14 protein-coding genes are annotated in these 20,217 nt (G+C 40.1%); 12 read left to right on the forward strand and 2 right to left on the reverse strand.

Annotated elements, in window-relative coordinates:
- Positions 1-214: 214 nt before the first annotated feature.
- From Q4534_RS10790 to Q4534_RS10810, 5 genes are read left to right on the forward strand one after another with little or no spacing between them, the layout of a single operon-like run.
- Positions 215-2,323, forward strand: coding sequence for a bifunctional aldolase/short-chain dehydrogenase (locus tag Q4534_RS10790; RefSeq protein WP_303613187.1), 2,109 nt, complete (start codon positions 215-217; stop codon positions 2,321-2,323).
- Between the two features lie 9 nt (positions 2,324-2,332).
- The gene (locus tag Q4534_RS10795) at positions 2,333-3,616 is read left to right on the forward strand and encodes a TIM barrel protein (RefSeq protein ID WP_303613188.1); all 1,284 of its coding nucleotides are present in this window, start codon (positions 2,333-2,335) and stop codon (positions 3,614-3,616) included.
- A gap of 36 nt (positions 3,617-3,652) precedes the next feature.
- On the forward strand, positions 3,653-4,984 hold the full coding sequence (locus tag Q4534_RS10800; RefSeq protein ID WP_303613189.1) for an FGGY-family carbohydrate kinase: 1,332 nt from the start codon (positions 3,653-3,655) through the stop codon (positions 4,982-4,984).
- A gap of 18 nt (positions 4,985-5,002) precedes the next feature.
- Positions 5,003-5,878, forward strand: a complete 876-nt coding sequence (locus tag Q4534_RS10805; RefSeq protein ID WP_303613190.1) for an alpha/beta hydrolase — start codon at positions 5,003-5,005, stop codon at positions 5,876-5,878.
- Positions 5,879-5,922: 44 nt separating this feature from the next.
- Positions 5,923-7,236: a DUF4038 domain-containing protein gene (locus Q4534_RS10810; RefSeq protein WP_303613191.1), complete on the forward strand. Its 1,314-nt coding sequence runs from the start codon at positions 5,923-5,925 to the stop codon at positions 7,234-7,236.
- A gap of 80 nt (positions 7,237-7,316) precedes the next feature.
- On the opposite strand, the gene Q4534_RS10815 is transcribed toward Q4534_RS10810, so the two are convergent.
- Entirely contained in the window at positions 7,317-7,739 is a 423-nt protein-coding gene (locus Q4534_RS10815) for a secondary thiamine-phosphate synthase enzyme YjbQ (RefSeq protein WP_303613192.1), read from the reverse strand.
- Between the two features lie 105 nt (positions 7,740-7,844).
- Between Q4534_RS10815 and Q4534_RS10820 the strand changes: the two genes are divergently transcribed.
- Genes Q4534_RS10820 through Q4534_RS10830 form a run of 3 tightly spaced genes read left to right on the forward strand, consistent with a single transcriptional unit; the run spans position 7,845 to position 10,459 of the window.
- Positions 7,845-8,312: a heme-binding protein gene (locus Q4534_RS10820; RefSeq protein WP_303613193.1), complete on the forward strand. Its 468-nt coding sequence runs from the start codon at positions 7,845-7,847 to the stop codon at positions 8,310-8,312.
- 45 nt (positions 8,313-8,357) lie between these two features.
- Positions 8,358-9,515 (forward strand): methionine aminotransferase, encoded by a 1,158-nt coding sequence (locus Q4534_RS10825; protein ID WP_303613194.1) that lies wholly within the window; start codon positions 8,358-8,360, stop codon positions 9,513-9,515.
- A 14-nt stretch (positions 9,516-9,529) separates the two neighbouring features.
- Positions 9,530-10,459, forward strand: coding sequence for a sugar phosphate isomerase/epimerase (locus Q4534_RS10830; protein ID WP_303613195.1), 930 nt, complete (start codon positions 9,530-9,532; stop codon positions 10,457-10,459).
- Positions 10,460-10,575: 116 nt separating this feature from the next.
- Here Q4534_RS10830 and Q4534_RS10835 read toward each other — a convergent pair whose 3' ends face one another.
- Complete coding sequence (locus Q4534_RS10835) at positions 10,576-11,655, reverse strand: endonuclease/exonuclease/phosphatase family protein (RefSeq protein ID WP_303613196.1); 1,080 nt, start codon at positions 11,653-11,655, stop codon at positions 10,576-10,578.
- Positions 11,656-11,778: 123 nt separating this feature from the next.
- On the opposite strand from Q4534_RS10835, the gene Q4534_RS10840 reads away from it, so the two are divergent.
- The 4 genes from Q4534_RS10840 (at position 11,779) to Q4534_RS10855 (ending at position 20,217) form a co-directional block, all read left to right on the forward strand.
- Entirely contained in the window at positions 11,779-13,356 is a 1,578-nt protein-coding gene (locus Q4534_RS10840) for an ATP-dependent RecD-like DNA helicase (protein ID WP_303613197.1), read from the forward strand.
- Positions 13,357-13,487: 131 nt separating this feature from the next.
- Positions 13,488-15,623: a PA14 domain-containing protein gene (locus Q4534_RS10845; RefSeq protein WP_303613198.1), complete on the forward strand. Its 2,136-nt coding sequence runs from the start codon at positions 13,488-13,490 to the stop codon at positions 15,621-15,623.
- A 148-nt stretch (positions 15,624-15,771) separates the two neighbouring features.
- A complete protein-coding gene (gene uvrA, locus Q4534_RS10850; RefSeq protein ID WP_303613199.1) occupies positions 15,772-18,591 on the forward strand; it encodes an excinuclease ABC subunit UvrA in 2,820 nt (939 codons plus the stop codon).
- 165 nt (positions 18,592-18,756) lie between these two features.
- Entirely contained in the window at positions 18,757-20,217 is a 1,461-nt protein-coding gene (locus Q4534_RS10855) for an MBOAT family protein (RefSeq protein ID WP_303613200.1), read from the forward strand.

Below are 20,217 nucleotides of genomic sequence, written 5' to 3' on the forward strand. Positions count from 1 at the left end.
ATCGAAAAACAATAATTTCTTATCATTGTCTGATTTTTAAGACATATTATCCGAAAAAATGGCTCATTCAAGAGGAAAAGTATAGTTTTTTGACAGATTAATGCTTTTGTAATGGGTAATTTGCCATTCAAACAGCATAGAACAGGACAGTTAAAATTTTTGAATAAGGTATATTCGCTAAAATATTAAAAAGGAATTCAAATTTATTTAAAATATGGCAATTACAAAAGACACTTTTAAGCACGTAGATTATCTATGGGATGATGAAAAAGCTAAGGCTTTAGGGGACGATCAAGTAGCCCTTTTGCTTTACCGTTCAAACATTTTAGGTGCAGACCTTAGGATCACCAATTATGGAGGAGGGAACACAAGCTGCAAGACCATAGAAAAGGACCCACTTACCAAAGAAGACACCGAGATAATGTGGATCAAGGGATCAGGTGGAGACATTGGAACTTTGAAAAGAAGTGGACTTGCAGGATTGTATATGGACAAGCTGCTAGCGCTAAAAAATGTCTATCGTGGGTTGGAGTTTGAAGATGAAATGGTGGCACTTTTTAACCACTGTATCTATGACTTGGACTCCAAAGCTCCTTCTATAGATACTCCATTGCACGCTGTATTACCTTTCAAGCACATCGATCACCTTCACCCTGATGCTGCCATAGCCATTGCAGCAGCCAAGGATGGAGAAAAAATTACCCAAGAGTTATTCGAAGGACAAATTGCCTGGGTTCCTTGGCAAAGACCTGGCTTCGACCTTGCCCTTCAATTGGACAAAGCGCTTAAAGCCAATCCGGGAATCAGGGGAATTATGCTTGGAGGACACGGACTATTCACTTGGGGAGATACTGCCTATGAATGTTATATCAACAGCCTTGAAGTAATTGACAAAGCTTCCCAGTACCTGGAAGACAATTATGGCAAAGATCGGCCTGTTTTCGGTGGACAAAAGGTTACTTCCCTTCCTGAAGAAGAAAGAAGAGAACAAGCCTCAATCATTGCCCCACATTTAAGAGGATTGGCCTCTAGTTACAATAGAATGGTAGGCCATTTTTCAGACGATGAAAGGGTTTTGGAATTTATTAATAGCAATGACCTGGAAAAACTAGCTCCTCTTGGAACCAGCTGCCCTGATCATTTCTTGAGAACAAAAATCAGACCTTTGGTATTGGAAATTGCTCCGGATACGGACCTGTCTGACATGACTGAGGTTAAAGCTTACCTTGAAAAAGAATTTGAAGACTATAGACAATATTACACCAAATATTATGAAGACCACAAACGTGACAATAGTCCCGGCATTAGGGATTCAAACCCTGTGGTTATCTTATGGCCTGGTGTAGGAATGTTCTCTTATGCCAAGAACAAACAAACGGCAAGGGTAGCAAGTGAGTTTTACACGAATGCTATCAATGTAATGAAAGGTGCTGAAGCTGTTTCTTCTTATGTTTCATTGCCTTTACAAGAGGCTTTCGACATTGAATATTGGTTATTGGAAGAAGCCAAGTTGCAAAGAATGCCTAAGGAGCAACCGCTTTCCAGAAAAGTAGCATTTGTAACCGGAGGAGCCGGAGGCATCGGAAAAGCAATTGCCGATAAACTTGCCAAAGAAGGTGCTTGTGTATTCATTACAGACATCAACAAAGACAACTTGGATACTGCCCTGGCTACCTATGGCAAGGACACCGGATCCGGAGCTGTAATGGATGTGACCAAAATGGAGGACATAGAAAAAGCTTTGAAAGCTGCTTGTCTGAAATTCGGAGGTGTAGACATTATCGTCAATTGCGCAGGACTGGCCATTTCTAAACCAATCGCACAAACTACAGAAAAGGATTGGGACATTCTTCAATCTGTGCTTGTAAAAGGTCAATTTGCCGTTTCTAAAGCAGCTGTTGCCATTTTAAGGGCTCAGGATAAAGGAGGAGACATCGTCAATATTGCAAGTAAAAATGCTTTGGTTTCCGGACCTAATAATGTTGGTTACGGAACGGCAAAAGCCGCCCAAGTACACATGAGCAGATTGCTAGCTGCTGAACTGGGACCTGATAAAATCCGAGTGAATGTAGTCAATCCGGACGCTGTGATTGAAGGAAGTAAAATCTGGGAAGGTGAATGGGCCAAAGGCAGAGCCAAGGCTTATGGAATCACTGTGGAAGAACTTCCTGCTTTCTATGCCAAGCGTACCATCATGAATGAAATTATCTCAGTAGATGATATTGCCAATGGAGTTTTTGCCTTTGTTGGAGGTCATTTAAGCAAGAGTACCGGAAATATTTTAAACGTTGATGGAGGGGTAGCTGCTGCCTTTGTCAGATAATTTATTATCATGAGAATTGATAAAAATCAAATCAATACTATCAATGACAGAGCTCTCCCGGATCACCGGGAGAGTTTTGAGTATCTAAGCAATAAATTAACCACCAAAGGACTGGAACCTGAGCAACTCATTCAGAAGATTCAGGATTTTCAAATTGCCATTCCAAGCTGGGCTCTCGGCACTGGAGGCACAAGGTTTGGTAGATTTCCGGGTGGTGGTGAACCTAGGTCTTTAGAGGAAAAAATTGATGACGTAGGCCTTCTTCATGCATTAAATGCCGGATCAGGTGCTATTTCCCTACATATCCCTTGGGATATTCCCGAAGACATCGATGCAGTGAAAGCCCATGCGGCTTCTCATAACCTGCTTTTCGATGCCGTCAACTCAAATACCTTCCAGGATCAAGAAGATCAGGCTCTCTCTTATAAGTTTGGCTCATTGTGTCATACAGACAGTAAGGTAAGGCAACAAGCCATTGATCACAACCTTGAGGTCATCAAATACGGGGACCAATTGGGATCGAAAGCGTTAACTGTTTGGTTGGCAGATGGGTCTTCATTTCCCGGACAAATGAATTTCAGAAAAGCCCTACAACGGACTCTGGATTCTTTGAAAGAGATTTATCAGGGGATGCCTGCAGATTGGAAAATGTTTGTAGAGTACAAACCTTACGAGCCCTATTTTTACCATACCGTTATACAGGATTGGGGAACATCTCATTTACTGGCTTCCCAATTGGGCGAAAGGGCCTTTACCTTGGTTGATTTGGGCCATCACCTTCCCAACACCAATATTGAACAAATTGTGGCCACCCTTATGATGCAGGGCAAACTTGGGGGATTTCATTTCAACGACTCCAAATTTGGTGATGACGACCTTACCGTAGGCGCCATGAAACCTTACCAATTGTTTTTGATATTTAACGAATTGGTAGAAGGCATGGAAGACATTACTTCCAAGAATCCTGCTCCGGCATGGATGATCGATGCAAGCCACAACTTAAAAGATCCAATGGAGGACTTACTCCAATCGGTTGAAGCGATCCAGCTGGCTTATGCTCAAGCCTTAACTGTAGACCGAAATGCCTTGGAAAATGCCCGCGAATCCAATGATGCGGTATTGGCCCAAGAAATTTTACAAAATGCTTTCCGAACTGATTTAAGGCCGCTAATAGCAGAAGCTCGACTACAGGCAGATGCTGCCCTTTCACCAGTAGAAGTCTACAGGGACTTGGCTGTAAGAAAGCAATTGGTCAAGGAAAGAGGTGCCAAAACACTTGCCACCGGCCTTTAATTTAAATCAATCCATTCAAAATAATCCGAAAATACAATGCCCATACCGGTAACTGCCATTTTTGATATAGGAAAAACGAACAAGAAATTTTTTCTATTTGATGAAAATCTAAATGAAATCAAGGAAGAATATGTACAGTTTCCAACGATTAAAGATGACGACGGATTTGAATGTGATGATTTAGAAAAAATTACTAAGTGGGCCAAGGAAAATGTAGAGAAATTGTGCCAAGACCCTCAATATGAGATCAAAGCATTGAATTTCTCTACTTATGGGGCCACTTTTGTATCGATTGGAGAAGATGGAAAGCCCGTTACCCCGATTTACAATTACCTCAAGGACTTCCCTGAAGATGTGCATAGGGAATTTTACAGCAAATACCCTGAGGAAAGCATCAATCAAACCACTGCCTCTCCAACTTTAGGTATGCTTAATTCAGGTTTGCAGCTTTACTGGCTCAAAAGAAAGAAGCCCGAAGTATTTAAAAAAATCAAATATTCCCTACACCTTCCACAATACATCTCTTATCTTTTTACCGGGGAGGTTGTAAGTGAACCTACTTCCATAGGTTGCCATACCAAATTATGGGATTTCCCTAAGGGCGATTATCACCAATGGGTTTACGATGAAGGCATAGCGGATAAACTTCCACGCCAGGTTCCTACTACTCACAGTTTTGAAAAAGAGATCTGTGGGCAAAAGGTTAAAATTGGCGTGGGTATCCATGACTCTTCTTCAGCACTTGCTTCTTATTTGATTAAAATTAAAGAGCCATTCCTATTAATTTCGACAGGTACTTGGAGCATTTCACTAAACCCTTTTCCCCAAAGAGACCTGACTTTCTCTGAATTGAAAAATGACTGTTTGAATTTCTTGTCCATTCATGGAAAGACGGTCAAGGCCAGTCGTTTCTTCCTTGGCTATGAACTGGATCATCAGCTCAAGAAAATGGACAAAACCTTTGGAAAAGAGCCCAAGTATTATAAAAATATCGTGCCTAATGAAAAATTGGTTAACCAACTATTAAGTGGAGAGGTTTCCGGGACTTTTTATCCTGATGCCATAGCAAGAACTCCTTTGGTGGCTGAAATCTTCCCTGAAAATAACTGGGACATCTCTTCCTTTTCAGATTATGAAGAAGCCTTTCACCATTTGATCTTTGGTTTGGTAAAAATGCAAGTGGCCTCATTGATGCTCGCTAAAGGTGCAACAGCTATAAAAAAAGTGTATATTGATGGTGGTTTTGTTCATAACAAGGTCTTTATCCGTTTTTTAAATGCGCTTTTAGAAGGTTATGAACTCGAATTTTCAGACTTCCCTTTAGGCTCAGCTTATGGGGCGGCCTTAATGCTAAACGCTTTTAAATAATTAAAACATTTAAGCTCAATGAAGCAGTTTATTCTAGTACTAAGTTTCTTTTTTATCATGGGAGCCATATCAGCCCAAAATCAATCCATCATAATGGACATTTATCCGGGAGAAATACCCTTTCAGAAAGTTTCTCAGGTAAAAGAGGTGAGCGAGGTTGATGGAATTACCCGAATTAGCAATGTGCAAGTCCCCCAAATTCAAGTATTTTTACCAGCCAAAAGTTCTGCTACAGGACAAGCAGTAATCATTTGTCCCGGGGGAGGATATGGTATTTTAGCTTATGATTGGGAAGGAACAGACATTGCCAAATGGCTCAACAGTCATGGCATTGCCGGCATTGTGCTAAAATACCGCTTACCTTCAGCTGTAACTCAAACAAGTCCTCACTTGGTCCCCATGTCGGATGGCCAACAAGCCATTAGGCTGGTAAGACATCATGCCGAAGAGTGGAATATTGATCCTGATAAAATTGGTATTATGGGTTTTTCTGCCGGTGGTCATTTGGCCTCCACTTTGGGCACTCATTTTGATTCAGGAAACCCCGGCGCCGATGACCCCATACTGCATCAATCAAGCCGTCCTGATTTTATGATCCTTGGCTACCCTGTTGTTTCTTTCAATAAAACCTTTACACATATAGGCTCAAGAAACAATTTACTCGGTGAAAACCCGGAAGCGAAATGGGTCAGTTATTTCAGCAATGAAGAACAAATAAGAGCAGACACACCACCAACCTTTATCTTCCACTCCCAAGACGATACCGGAGTCCCGGTCAAACATAGTTTGATGTTTTATCAAGGATTGGTAGAAAAGAACATCCCTGCAGAGATGCACTTGTACCCATTAGGTAAACATGGTTATGCCCTCTCCATCAATAAAGAAGGCACCTAAAAAGACTGGCCAAACAGTTGCATTAACTGGTTGCAACACTTAGAATGAAAGCTAATTTACAGCAGCTGAAAATAAGCCCTAATGGCAGGTTCTTAACCCATCAGGATGGGAGTCCTTTTTTCTGGTTGGGTGACACTGCGTGGGAATTGCTTCACAGGTTGTCACTGGAAGAAACCAGATTTTACTTTCAAAACCGTCTTGATAAAGGGTTTACCATTATTCAAACGGTTATCTTGGCAGAGCTGGATGGGCTCAACAGCCCCAATGCCAATGGACATTTGCCTTTGAATGAATTAGATCCCTGCCAACTCAATGAGGATTATTTCAAGCATGTAGAAGAGGTGGTTGCCTTGGCAAAGGAAATGGGGCTATACCTTGCCTTGCTACCTACCTGGGGAGACAAATACAATAAAAAATGGGGAACCGGCCCCGAAATTTTCACTCCTAAGAATGCCGAAACTTTCGGTGAATTACTGGCCAAGCGCTTTGCCAAGTACCCGCACTTGGTATGGGTTTTAGGTGGAGACAGGGCCCCGGAAGACCAAGAAGATGAGGAAATTATTGAGCAGATGGCTTTGGGCATTAGGGCAATTGATAAAACAAGTCTAATCACCTACCATCCCGGAGGAGGAACCATTGCAAGTGATCTTTTTCCCAACGCATCATGGTTGCAAATCGACATGTTTCAATCCAGGCATCAAAAAAAATTCCGAGAATACCGATTTGTAAACAAGGCCAGAAGCAGAAAACCTATCCGACCTATAATCAATGGAGAGCCCGGTTATGAGAACATTCCCAACTTACTAAATAAATGGCATTTTCAGCGTTTGAATGCCGCTGATGTTAGGCTATCTGCCTATTGGAGCATGCTGTCCGGCGCGGCCGGTTATACCTATGGATGCAATGAAGTTTGGCAAATGCATTCAGAAAATGCCAGCCCGCTATTTGGCGCTCAAATGTCTTGGGACAAAGCCCTGGACTTACCCGGAGCCTCACAAATAGGTTTGTTGCCAAAGCTTTTTGCCAAGCTACCCTGGCAGGAAATGCTGGTTTCAACAAAAGTTTTGGCAGGCTTAAAGTGGCCTTTCCATCAACAGAAATTAGCCTTAACGACAGTCGATCAAGGCTGTATCCTTATTTACCAACCTCGAGGAAGCAAGATAAAAACACGAATAAAAAAGGACATTTTGAATATGGCTGAAGCTTATTGGATCAACCCCCAAGACGGAAAAGTTGAAGCCCTCAAAGGGAGGCTTTCAAACACTTTTCAGACACCGAATAGGTTACAAGATTGGTTGCTATTGATCCTATCAGGCAGCTACCAGGAACAGTGGAAATCTCAAAGAACTGATACTTAAACAGTTGTTAAATTTTTGTGGATAAAATTGTGGATAAAGCAACAAAATGCTGTTTTCTCTTCATTTTTATTCAAAATAGCTCATTCTCCCATTACTGTAAGCACCAAGTTTCTCTTTCCCCCATAATTGCGATACTCTCCAAGGTAAATGCCTTGCCAAGTCCCCATATTCAATCTACCACGGGTAACAGGAACTTGCACTGAACAACCAAAAATACTTGATTTAAGGTGTGCAGGCATATCATCAGGGCCTTCCATGGTATGTATAAAATGGGGGTAATCCTCAGGAATCAAGTAATTGCTAAAGGTTTCGAAATCTACTCTTACAGTAGGATCAGCGTTTTCATTGATTGTTAAACCTGCAGAAGTATGTTTTATCCAAACTTGAAGCAGCCCCCGATCAATTTTATTTAATTCAGGAAAGTTATCCACAATATGTCTGGTAATGAGGTGAAAACCTCTTTTGTAAGCGGGCAATTGAATTTCTTTTTGAAAAGTTTTCATTGATTTTTTTACCGATTTGATTCCTACTCAAATATAAAAAATTTAAGAATTGCAGTTTATTAATTATATTTAAGATTAATCCTTTTAGAACTTAAATTTAATAAAATGCAGAAGCTAAGCTTTTCAATTTTAATCTTGTTATTCACCGTGGTGAGTTTTTCAACCAATGCCCAACAGATGACAGAAGTCCTTAGCCTTAAGGATGCTCAAGCAATTGCTGATGCTGCAGAAGCTAAAGCCAAAGCAAACGATTGGAATGTAGTCATAGCCATCGTAGATGCCGGCGGACATTTGGTAGTCCTCAGAAGAATGGATGGAACCCAAAGTGGAAGTATTGACGTGGCCTTAGAAAAAAGTGAAACGGCGGTTAAGTTCAAAAGGTCCACTAAAGAATTTGAAGACATGGTCAAGGAAGGGCGGTTGAATATTCTTAGTCTACCAGGAGTGCTGGCCATGGAAGGCGGGCTTCCTATTATTTCCGGAGACCAGGTTATCGGAGCCATTGGTGTGAGCGGCGCTGCCCCACCTGAAGATGGAATTATTGCTGAAGCCGGAGTTGCAGCTTTCAAATAATCTTCTCTTTTCTGAATTGGGAATAATTCTGATGGACCTTTACAAATGATGACAAAAGCAAAAAATTTACCCTCTAAACTCCCCTATGTAGGCACAACCATTTTTACGGTTATGTCCAAATTGGCGACAGATGAGGGGGCCTACAATTTATCCCAAGGCTTTCCAAGCTTTGATTGTTCTCCAAAGCTAAGTGAATTGGTTTGTCACTATTTAAAAAATGGATACAACCAATATGCTCCCATGTCCGGGGCACCCGTTTTCAGGGAAAGCATTGCCGAAAAAACCGCCGATGTCTATGGAACAGCCTACGATCCTGAGACAGAAGTGACCGTCACCTCGGGAGCAACAGAAGCCATTTTCTGTGCAGTTACTGCAGTAGTCTATCCCGGAGATGAGGTGATTGTATTGGAACCGGCCTATGACAGCTACGTGCCGGCCATAGACCTTAATGGTGGCGTTCCGGTTTTCGTCACATTAGATGCCCCTGATTTTAAAATAGATTGGGAAAAGGTTAAAGCCAAAATCAGCCCCAAAACCAAAGCCATTCTTATCAACACTCCCCACAACCCTGTGGGAACGGTTTTCAGTAAAGAAGACCTTGATAGCTTGGCGGATATTATTCGTGACAAAGACATTTATATCATAAGTGATGAGGTATACGAACATATTGTTTTTGATGGGGAAGTTCACCATTCCATGATGACTCATCCGGAATTAAAAGAAAGGTCCTTTATTTGTAATTCTGTGGGTAAAACCTACCATGTTACAGGCTGGAAAATTGGTTATTGCCTAGCGCCTGCTGCCCTAAGCAAGGAGTTTAGGCGTATCCACCAATACATTACTTTCTGCACAGTGTCTCCCATGCAGTATGCGCTTGCAGATTTCTTAAAATTGCCTGAACATTATGAAGCCCTTTCTGATTTCTACCAACGGAAGAGAGATCGTTTCAATGAAGCTTTACAGGCATCGAGATTTACCTTTAAACCTTCTAAAGGAAGTTTCTTTCAAATCGTCTCTTACGAAAAAATCACTGACGAATACGATTATGATTTGGCCATAAGGCTTACCAAAGAGATCAAGGTGGCATCTGTACCAGTATCCGTTTTTTATAAGGATAAAAAAGATGATAAATTATTACGGTTTTGTTTTGCAAAGGACGATGACATCCTAGACAAAGCCGCTGAATTGTTATGTAAATTATAAATTGTTTCCAAGGAATGCTTGAATTAGGTTTTGTAAGTGCCATCCTGGCTGAAAAAAGTTTTGAAGAAGTCATTGACTTTGCTGCCAATGAAAAATTTTCATGTGTAGAAATCATGTGTTGGCCGAAAGGCAAAGCAGAAAGGCGCTACGCCGGAGTTACGCATATTGATGTGGCCAACCTTGATGAAAAAACGGTAGCACATATCAAAGACTACCAAAATAAAAAGAACGTCTATGTATCGGGACTGGGCTTTTATCCTAACCCGATGGATCCGGATGAAAAAGTAGCAGAGAACGCACTTTCTCATATTATGGCAGTAATTGATGGGGCCGAGAAATTAGGAATACCCGTAGTCAATACCTTCATTGGAAGAAACCCTGCCCTAAATATTGCGGACAATTTGAGCCTATTTGAAGAGCGGTTTCCTCAAATCATTAAACATGCATCAGCCAAAGGCATTAAAATAGGGATAGAAAATTGCCCCATGTTTTTTACGGATGATGAATGGCCCGGAGGAAAAAACCTAGCCATTTCTCCTGCCATCTGGGACAAAATGTTTCATATAATTCCTGATGCAAATTTTGGGTTGAATTACGATCCCTCTCATTTGGTTTGGATGCAAATGGACCCAGTACAGCCCATCTATGATTACAAGGAAAGGCTGCACCACATTCACCTTAAAGATGTAAAGGTCTACCAAGAAAAGCTAAACAGAGTTGGCATTCTAGCCAATCCGTTGGAGTATCATTCTCCCAAAATACCCGGGTTGGGAGATGTGCCTTGGGGACGGTTTTTTGCGGCCCTTACTGATGTAGGGTACAGGGGCCCCTGCTGCATTGAAGTGGAGGATAAAGCCTACGAAAAATCAGAAGCCGATGTAAATATGGCCATATTAACCGCTAGAAATTACCTGCGGCAGTACATTCCATTTAGAGCTTCCTAAGTTTTGAAGATGCCGTATTGTTGTTTGACAATACGGCATCTTTTTACCGAAAGATGAAGATGAGACTTTTCAAATTCAACCTTTAATTTACAATACACAAAGACTGCTTTAGCCTATTAAATGGTCAAAATATTCGGATTGGCTTTATCAATGGTTTCTTCTTTCCAATCTTTTTCATCCTCTTCCAGTGCCTCTTTTTTATCATCCTGGTCGTTTTCAGGTTTTAATTTGAGTTTGATATAAATTGGAAAATGATCTGAGGATATGGAGGGAAGCCGTTTTATCTCCCTCAACAGAAAATCTTCGGTATGAAAAATATGATCCAGTGGCCATCTGAACGGAAAGTATTTGGCATTATAAGTATTGAAAAAGCCCCTACCTTTTCTAGGATCCAAAAGTCCGCTGATTTTTTGAAACAAGCGGGTGGTCCTTGACCAAGCCACATCATTCAGGTCACCAAAAACCAAAGTGGGCAGCCCCGGATCCTTTACATTTTCTCCTACAATTAGAAGTTCTGCATCACGTGAAAGTGAAGTATCACTCTCGGTAGGACTAGGTGGCTCAGGGTGTATACAATGGATTTGAATGGCTTTACCTGAAGGTAAAATTACACTGGAGTGAATGGAAGGGATATCATCTTCTACCAAATAATGCACTTTGGTATTTTCCAATTCTAGATTTGAGTACAGATGCATACCATAAAGATTATCCAAGGGAATCTTAACCTGATATTTATAATCTTTTTCTATAACTTGCAATTGATCTTCCCACCATTTGTCCGACTCAAGGGTCAAAACCAAGTTCGGTTTCTCCTTTTTCACTAAGTTGATCAACTTTTCTACATGCCTATTGGGTGTCAGCACATTACTTACCAGGATTCCAATTTCATTTTCGGGAGAGGCCTTTTTATCTTTTTTCACTTCTTTTTTAGCCATCAGGGTATAAGGAAAAATCTTTCTTGCCTGATAGAACCATGAAAAAACCACCAACAAAAAACCTGTAATATTTAGTGCCTCAAAGGATAGATAAGGAAATACATACAGCGCTACAGCCAAAGTAGCCATAATCAATAATTGAATGCGGGGAAAATCAAATACACGTATCCACCAATTGCTTAGCTTTAGCTTTGAAGCGAGGACAGCAAAAACACAGATGATACTTAATATGATTTTTAAAATATTTAAAACCAGTTCCATTTAGAAAGGAGGTTAAATTCAATACCCTAGAGGTATTTTAGTTTTAGGAAATATCTACAATATATACGAAAGCGGGAAAATTATTAATAATTTTAAGCATCTATTTAACAAACAATTTACCTCATGTCTTTCTTAAAATCGTTTTTTCGCCGAGAATTTGAAGCCAAAGGCTTGGACATGACCAATGAACCTTTTATTCAGGCACTTGAAATTGCCCTTTATACCAGCAAATCATTATTTTTGACCGGAAAGGCAGGCACCGGTAAAACCACCTTTTTACATACCCTAAGAAAATTCAATACAACCAAAAGTATGGTGGTTGTGGCTCCTACAGGAGTGGCAGCTATCAATGCAAAAGGGAAAACCATCCATAGCTTTTTTAAAATTGACCCTAGACAGATATTCCTACCGGGAGACCATAGGCTGTCCCCCAAAGGTTCCAAGCAGAATATCTTCGACACTTTCAAATATACCAAGAGTCGCTTGTCCGTTATTCGCAACCTGGATATTCTTGTTATTGATGAAATCTCCATGGTACGTGTAGAGATTCTGGATATCTTGGATCAGATCCTGCGGGTGTTTAGAAAAAAACAACATTTGCCTTTTGGAGGGGTGCAGCTTGTCTTAATAGGTGACCCCTTTCAGTTGCCCCCGGTGGTAAAAGACAAAGATTGGTCTCTACTGTCTGGCCAATATGAAAACCGTTTTTTCTTTAGCTCTTTTGGTTTCAGGGAACTGATGCCTTTTCACATTGAGCTTCAAAAAATATACCGTCAAAAAGATGCCACGTTTAAAAACCTTTTGAATAGAATCAGAGAAAGCCGACACAGCTATGAAGACATCAATTTTCTGAATCAGCGGGCAAATGATTACCATTTTGATCTCTTGGACCAAGGTTATATTATTCTGGGTACCCATAATCACAATATCCTCCAGATCAACAAAAGGAAACTTGAGCTTATAGAAAGCGAAGAGCGCGTATACAAAGCCAGCATTGAAGATGATTTCCCTCCAAACATGGCCCCATTTGAACCATTAGACATCAGACTAAAGGTGGGTGCCCAGGTGATTTTTATGCGCAACAATGCAGAAAAAAACTACTATAACGGCATGATTGGTAAAGTAGTGGAAATGCATGATAACAAAATACTCGTGGAGGCGAACAATGGCACTTTCTATGAAGTGGAAAGAGAAGTTTGGGAAAATGTAGATTACCAATACAATGAAGTGGAGCGAAGAGTAGATGCCAAAGTTATAGGGAGGTTTACCCAGTTTCCGTTAAAACTTGCTTGGGCTATAACAGTGCATAAAAGCCAAGGGCTTACCTTTGAAAAATGCATAGTAGATATTGATCGCTCGTTTGAAGCGGGTCAGGTATACGTTGCGCTTAGCCGCTGTACAGATTTGGAGGGCTTGGTTCTCAAAAAGCCTATCGGGATGCAAAGTGTCTTGGTAAGTTCAGATAGCTTGAATTTCAGCCTCCAACGTCAGGAAGAAGAACAAATTGAAGAGGACCTAAGGGTTCAAAGAGCTTTTGCCTCACTGCCATATGCTTTAGATGCCTATCGAAAAGGGGATTTTAACAAAGCTAAGGCCATTTTTGATGAAGTTCAAAGCATTCATGATGTTACTAGCTATGCAAAATTCAATCAATTCTTACAACTAAAGCCCTGGTTAGACCATAAAAATAAACACAGATAAATGAATTTTAAATAACTTTTTTAGCTTTTTATCAAATTATTTTCTCTATTTTTCTTGCCTTTTAATTTCAAATGCATAAATTTGTATTTTAACAGCAATTAAATTCTTGTCAACATTTAATATTTTTAAGAATGGAGGGGATTTTGAGAGGAGAAAATCAGGACAAAAACTATTTTAACAGCGTAGTTTTATCCATCGTATTGTTTTTAGTCATTTCAGGACAAAGTTATGGTCAATTGGCATGTACCAATACAGAACCCATAACGCTAACAAAGCCATGGCAAAATGGCTGGCAAAATGGTTATCCGACCGGTGTATGGAATGCCTATGTTTACCAATTAACCACGGACTACAACCCAAATGGAGCCAATGCGGGCCATAATGAGCCGTCTGAGTTTAAAAAGAAATATCCAGATAATAGTGGTGTAGGCGGTCAGTATAAGGGTATGTTATTAAGGGATGGAAACGACTTCCTTCCTGTTTCAGGGTTAAATTTCGATACTTACTTTAGTGATCCCAACCCCGGTAATGGCTATTCCTCAGATACATTGTTTTTTCAAACTGGAATTGACCCTTCTACTCCCGGGGGATGTGACACGCAATTACACCTATTTGGTGTGCATATGCGCGGCAGGTATATTCCTGATGCCAATGGTATCTACCGCATTAGCATAGGGAGTGATGACGGCTCTCATTTCAGTATGTTTTCCGACATCGATAACGCTAGTTCAAGTGGAGCTGTTGATGTCAATGGCAATGATTTGATTCACGACAACTGGGCAAAAGATGAAGCTGATACTTTGAAATTTGATGGGGTTGATAACTTCATTTATGAAGACAATATCAGGAACTATTATATTGAAATGGAAGACACTCAGGAATGGTTCATGACATTGAACTATTATGAAGAAGAAGGTGCCAATAGATTTTCCTTTAATATAGAACTGTATTTTGGCCCGGGTGAAATAAAAATGGGTGCTGATGCCTCAGGTTCCGTTACTTTTTGTGGAATAAATCCAGACCCAACCATTATCAGCTCTTTAGGACCTGCGGTATTTGAAGATGGGGAAGTATCAGAGTACTTTTGGCAGTATGCCACCACCAATGATGAATCCACAGTATGGACCACTATCCCGGGTGCTACAGATAAAGATTATGACATCCCGGCCTATAATGATGACAGCTGGACCGGCGCAAGGTATTACAGAAGAGGTGCAACCAATACCATTGTGGATGATGAAGGGGCAAGTACAGCTGTAGATGTATTTTCCAATGTTTTGGAAGTAATCATGAATCCAATTCCAGATTTAGATCGTACTGAATTTGGCGACAATGAATGGATCGGTCATACTTATGACGCTCCAAGAAATTTCGCCACATCAAACTATTCCGGAAGGGTTTTTGAGGACGCTGTGTTTCATCAAAGCTTTCCTTCTGGTGTAGGTTGTACCAGCCAATCTTCAAACTTCACCGTTCAATACAGAATGCGTTTGGATGTATCTCCCGGAACCTACGAGTTTTCTGTCAATGGTGATGATGGTTACAGGCTAAAAATAGATGGGGCAACCGTGATTGACGAATGGAGCAAAGAAGGAGGAAGAAAAAGTATAGCCGACACCCACGAATTGGAAGTTTTAGAAGAAGGGGTTATCGAATTGATTTTGGATTACTATGAAATCGGTGGTGATCAATCCATTACCTTTGACTATGTGGAAACCTTATTAGTTCTGCCACTTGAGTGGGGAGATTTTCTTGGACAATCTTGCGGTGAGAAAAATTGCCTGAACTGGAGCACCTTACAAGAAAAAAACACAAGTCATTTCATTATGGAAAAATCCCAAAATGGTTTTTCTTGGGAAGTATTTGGAGAAACTCTTGAAGCGCAAGGCAATAGTAACCAAGAGGTCTTTTATGATTATGCAGACAATTCTGTTACAAACGATGTCACCTATTATAGAATCAAGCAGGTGGATTTGGACGATACTTTCAGTTATTCAGACGTGATCAGGGTAGAAAACAATTCAAATAGAGAGACGCTTATGCCATTTCCTAACCCTACCACCGATTTGTTATTCCTAGATTCTAAAGAGGGTATATTAAGTGTAGAGCTAACCAGCCAAGACCAGAGGATAAGGGCGCAACCCCAACTCGAAAAAATTAGTGACAAAAGGTATCAAATAGATATGCGACAGTTCCCTAGCAACCATTATTTGGTAACCATTCTAACTGAGAACTCAAAGAAAACGTACAAAATCATGAAACGATAAGGGCAAAAATAAATAAGAGGTTTAAAATTGCCTCTCAGTGCAAATAGCCCTATACATACTAAGCCGACATTCCAACAAAGGATGTCGGCTTTTAATTTTTTAATAACATTTTATCATTTGTAGGGTTGGGTTGGTATCTTTGCACATTATGGGTACAACTACTGTCAATACAAACACTTCACTCGAGAATCTGGATCCTAAATCTTTTATAATTATAAAGAATGCAAGGGTCAACAATCTCAAAAACCTAAGCATAGCCATTCCCAGAAATAAACTGATTATCATAACCGGTTTATCAGGTTCTGGAAAGTCATCTCTGGCATTTGACACGCTATTTGCTGAGGGCCAAAGAATGTATGTGGAGAGCCTTAGCTCTTATGCCAGACAGTTTTTGGGGAGGATGGAAAAACCTGAAGTGGAGTACATCAAAGGAGTATCTCCTGCCATCGCCATCCAACAGGGCGTAAACACCAAAAACCCAAGATCTACGGTTGGCACTACTACAGAAATTTACGATTACCTCAAACTATTATTTAGTAGAATAGGGCGAACCATCTCTCCCATAAGCGGGGAAGAAGTAAAACATCATACCGTAACTGATGTGGTCTCCTATATCCACAGTTTTGATGAAGGGGCCAAGGTAATGATCAGCTGTCCGCTACATTTTAGTCCCGAGAGAGCCAAAGAGAAAGAGCTGGAGATTTTGTTACAAAAAGGCTTTACCAGGGTGCTTATTGACGGTCAGGTATCCTTTGTAGAAGATTTACTTGAATTGGAGAAATTACCTGAAGGGGACTTTGAGATACTCGTAGACAGGGTAACCGTTATGAAAGACGATGAGGGCAACCAGTTTAGGATCGCAGACAGTGTGCAAACCGCCTTTTTTGAAGGATTGGGAGAATGCAAGATTGTTATTCCGGATATTGCCTCTAGGTCCTTTAGTGATAAATTTGAACTGGATGGTATGCATTTTGAAATACCAACCGTCAACTTTTTCAGCTTCAATAATCCATATGGCGCATGTAGAACTTGTGAGGGATTTGGATCTGTTTTGGGAATTGATCCTGATTTAGTCATTCCTGATAAGTCCATTTCTATTTTTGAAGGAGCGATTGCTCCATGGCGTGGGGAGACCACCAAAAAATGGTTGCAACCTTTATTGAAAGATGGGATAAAGTTTGATTTCCCCATCCACAGGCCTTATGAGGACCTGGAGGAAAAGGATAAAGCTTTATTATGGACTGGAAATAAATATTTTAAAGGCCTAAATGACTTTTTTGCATTCTTGGGAAGCAAACTTCATAAAATTCAATACCGGGTTATGCTTTCCAGGTTTAGAGGGAGAACAGTTTGTCCGGACTGTAAAGGAACCAGAATTAGAAAGGATGCTTCTTATGTAAAGATTGCTGGGAAATCCATCACAGATTTGGTTTTACTTCCCATCGATAAGGCCCTACCTTTCTTTGCGTCTTTAGCCCTTACAGAGACAGAAAGAAATGTATCTCAAAGATTACTCAAAGAAATCATTAACAGGCTGGAATACCTTGATCAGGTAGGTCTGGGCTATTTAACCCTCAATAGATTAACTTCTTCTCTATCAGGAGGTGAGTTTCAACGGATTAAATTGGCAACCTCCTTAGGCAGCGCCCTAGTGGGTTCCATGTATATTTTAGATGAGCCAAGTATAGGTTTACATCCAAGAGATACAGAGCGTTTGATTACTGTATTAAAAGCCTTAAGAGATTTGGGCAATACGGTGATAGTGGTGGAACATGAAGAGAAAATTATCCTTACTGCTGATCAAGTCATCGACATAGGCCCGGATGCAGGGGTACATGGCGGAGAATTGGTTTTCCAAGGAAACTTAAAGGAATTGATGGAAGCGGGCAATACGCATACGTCTCGGTACCTAAGTGGAGAAGAGTCCATCAATGTCAAGTTGCACAACCGAAAATGGAACGAATACATTTTAATTCAAGGAGCCAAGGAGAATAACCTGAAAAATATCACTGTAAAAATACCCTTAGGAGTATTGACTGTAGTGACAGGTGTGAGTGGCTCAGGCAAATCTACCCTTGTAAAAAAAGTATTGTATCCTGCCTTAGGTAAAATACTTGGTAGTGTCAATGAAGAGTCTGGGAAATTTGATAAAATTGACGGGGATTACAGGAATGTAAACCGGATTGAGTTTGTAGACCAAAACCCAATCGGGAAATCCTCTAGGTCAAACCCTGTTACTTATGTCAAGGCTTATGACGGGATCAGGGCCCTGTATGCAGAACTTCCCATTTCCAAGCAAAGAGGTTATAAACCTGCATTTTTTAGCTTTAATGTAGATGGTGGCAGGTGTGAAGCATGTCAAGGAGAAGGAACACAGAAGATAGAGATGCAGTTTATGGCAGACATTTACCTTACCTGCGAATCTTGTAAAGGAAAGCGCTTTAAAAATGAAATCTTGGATGCCAAATACAAAGGCAAAGATATTTCCGAAGTCCTAAACTTAACCATAGATGAAGCCATGGACTTTTTCAGTGAGAAGCAGGGCATTATTCAAAAATTAAGGCCTTTGCAGGAAGTTGGCTTGGGTTATATTGGTCTTGGCCAATCCAGCAACACCTTGAGTGGCGGCGAAGCCCAGCGAGTTAAACTCGCTTCTTTCTTAGGTAAAAATGACACAAAAAATAAGGAGAAAATATTATTTATCTTCGATGAACCTACTACAGGGCTTCATTTTCATGACATCAAAAAATTGCTGTTTTCCATTAATTCCCTAATAGACCAAGGACATACCGTACTAATAATTGAACACAATACAGAGGTAATTATGGCTGCAGATTGGGTCATCGATTTGGGGCCTGAAGGAGGAGAAAAAGGTGGCAATGTAATTTTCGAAGGTGTACCGGAAGATTTAATGAAGAAAGAAAATAATTATACCGGAAAATACCTCATGGAGCTCAATAAGGCATAATAATACAAATATATATAGGAATAAATTTATTTTTTTATAGATAAAAAGTGATTTAAATGAATTTTATATATAGTTTTGTGCTATATATAAAATTTGGTCTTCTTTTAAATACCATCTTTAAGAAGCCTAAATCAAATATTTTAAAACTACCTAATTCCTATTGCCATGTTATTCAATTCAATTGAATTTCTAATTTTTCTACCGATTGTATTTTTCATTTATTGGTTTGTCTTCCAGAAGAATTTAAGGCTTCAAAACCTATGGGTATTGCTTGCCAGCTATGTTTTTTATGGCTGGTGGGATTATCGTTTTTTGTCACTGATTTTCTTCAGTTCGCTGGTTGATTTTTTAATTGGGAATCAACTGAGCAAAAGCCAAAATGTTAATCAAAGAAAATTCCTTTTATTTATTAGTTTGGCTGTCAATCTAGGGTTTTTAGGCTTTTTCAAATACTATAATTTTTTCGCAGATAGTTTTGCAGATGCTTTTACTCTATTCGGCAATTCTATGGATCCTTCAAGGCTAAATATTATTTTACCGGTAGGCATCAGTTTTTACACTTTCCAAACGATGAGCTACACCATTGATGTGTACCGCAAAAAGATGGCTCCTGTTTCAGAACCTGTTGCATTTTTTGCTTATGTCAGTTTTTTCCCCCAACTCGTAGCAGGGCCGATTGAACGGGCAACAAATCTATTGCCACAATTTTTCAAGAACAGAAGTTTCGATTACACCAAAGCTTGCGATGGCTTAAGGCAAATACTCTGGGGCTTATTCAAAAAGATCGTAATTGCAGACAATTGTGCGATCTATGTAAATGATATTTTCAATGATTACCAATCCTATTCAGGTTTCACTTTATTTTTGGGTGGGATACTGTTTGCCTTTCAGATTTACGGCGATTTTTCCGGTTACTCAGATATAGCGATTGGCACATCTCGGCTATTCGGATTTGAATTAAAAAAGAATTTTGCTTTCCCGTACTTCTCAAGGGACATTGCCGAATTTTGGCGTAGGTGGCACATTTCTCTTTCCACTTGGTTTAGAGATTACCTATACATTCCTTTAGGCGGCAGCAGAGGAGGCCATGCAATTAGGAATATATTCATAATATTTATTGTCAGTGGTTTTTGGCATGGAGCCAATTGGACATTTCTTTTTTGGGGGGCTTTAAATGCTGCATTCTATCTTCCATTACTGTTGACAAAAAAGAACAGAGTGCATACTTCCGACACAGTAGCAGCGGGCAAATACCTACCAAGTATTAGAGAAACATTTCAAATGGGTATCACTTTTTTTCTGACCGTCATTGCTTGGATATTTTTCAGAGCAGACAGCCTTTACATGGCATTTGACTATATATCAATCATCTTTTCACCAAAATTCTTTGTCTTACCCATCCAAGATTTTTGGAGCATGAATACCGGTAATCACCTGATATATCTATTCTTTTTATTAATAGGCTTCATTCTTGTAGAATGGCTCCAACGAGAAAAGAATCATGGACTCGAGCTAAATCCCCAAAAATTACCTAAAACGGTAAGGTGGGCATTTTACTACGTGATAATCATATTTTGCTTCATTATGAATGGTGTTCAACAAGAATTCATTTACTTTCAATTTTAA

The organism is Cyclobacterium sp. 1_MG-2023, assembly GCF_030546805.1.
GTDB lineage: Bacteria > Bacteroidota > Bacteroidia > Cytophagales > Cyclobacteriaceae > Cyclobacterium.

Coding starts and splice junctions, on each gene's coding strand:
- Q4534_RS10800 (WP_303613189.1), top strand. CDS start 3,653: ATGCCCATACCGGTAACTGCCATTTTTGATATAGGAAAAACGAACAAG.
- Q4534_RS10825 (WP_303613194.1), top strand. CDS start 8,358: ATGATGACAAAAGCAAAAAATTTACCCTCTAAACTCCCCTATGTAGGC.
- Q4534_RS10805 (WP_303613190.1), top strand. CDS start 5,003: ATGAAGCAGTTTATTCTAGTACTAAGTTTCTTTTTTATCATGGGAGCC.
- Q4534_RS10815 (WP_303613192.1), bottom strand. CDS start 7,739: ATGAAAACTTTTCAAAAAGAAATTCAATTGCCCGCTTACAAAAGAGGT.
- Q4534_RS10790 (WP_303613187.1), top strand. CDS start 215: ATGGCAATTACAAAAGACACTTTTAAGCACGTAGATTATCTATGGGAT.
- Q4534_RS10845 (WP_303613198.1), top strand. CDS start 13,488: ATGGAGGGGATTTTGAGAGGAGAAAATCAGGACAAAAACTATTTTAAC.
- Q4534_RS10840 (WP_303613197.1), top strand. CDS start 11,779: ATGTCTTTCTTAAAATCGTTTTTTCGCCGAGAATTTGAAGCCAAAGGC.
- Q4534_RS10820 (WP_303613193.1), top strand. CDS start 7,845: ATGCAGAAGCTAAGCTTTTCAATTTTAATCTTGTTATTCACCGTGGTG.
- Q4534_RS10795 (WP_303613188.1), top strand. CDS start 2,333: ATGAGAATTGATAAAAATCAAATCAATACTATCAATGACAGAGCTCTC.
- Q4534_RS10830 (WP_303613195.1), top strand. CDS start 9,530: ATGCTTGAATTAGGTTTTGTAAGTGCCATCCTGGCTGAAAAAAGTTTT.
- Q4534_RS10835 (WP_303613196.1), bottom strand. CDS start 11,655: ATGGAACTGGTTTTAAATATTTTAAAAATCATATTAAGTATCATCTGT.
- Q4534_RS10855 (WP_303613200.1), top strand. CDS start 18,757: ATGTTATTCAATTCAATTGAATTTCTAATTTTTCTACCGATTGTATTT.
- uvrA (WP_303613199.1), top strand. CDS start 15,772: ATGGGTACAACTACTGTCAATACAAACACTTCACTCGAGAATCTGGAT.
- Q4534_RS10810 (WP_303613191.1), top strand. CDS start 5,923: ATGAAAGCTAATTTACAGCAGCTGAAAATAAGCCCTAATGGCAGGTTC.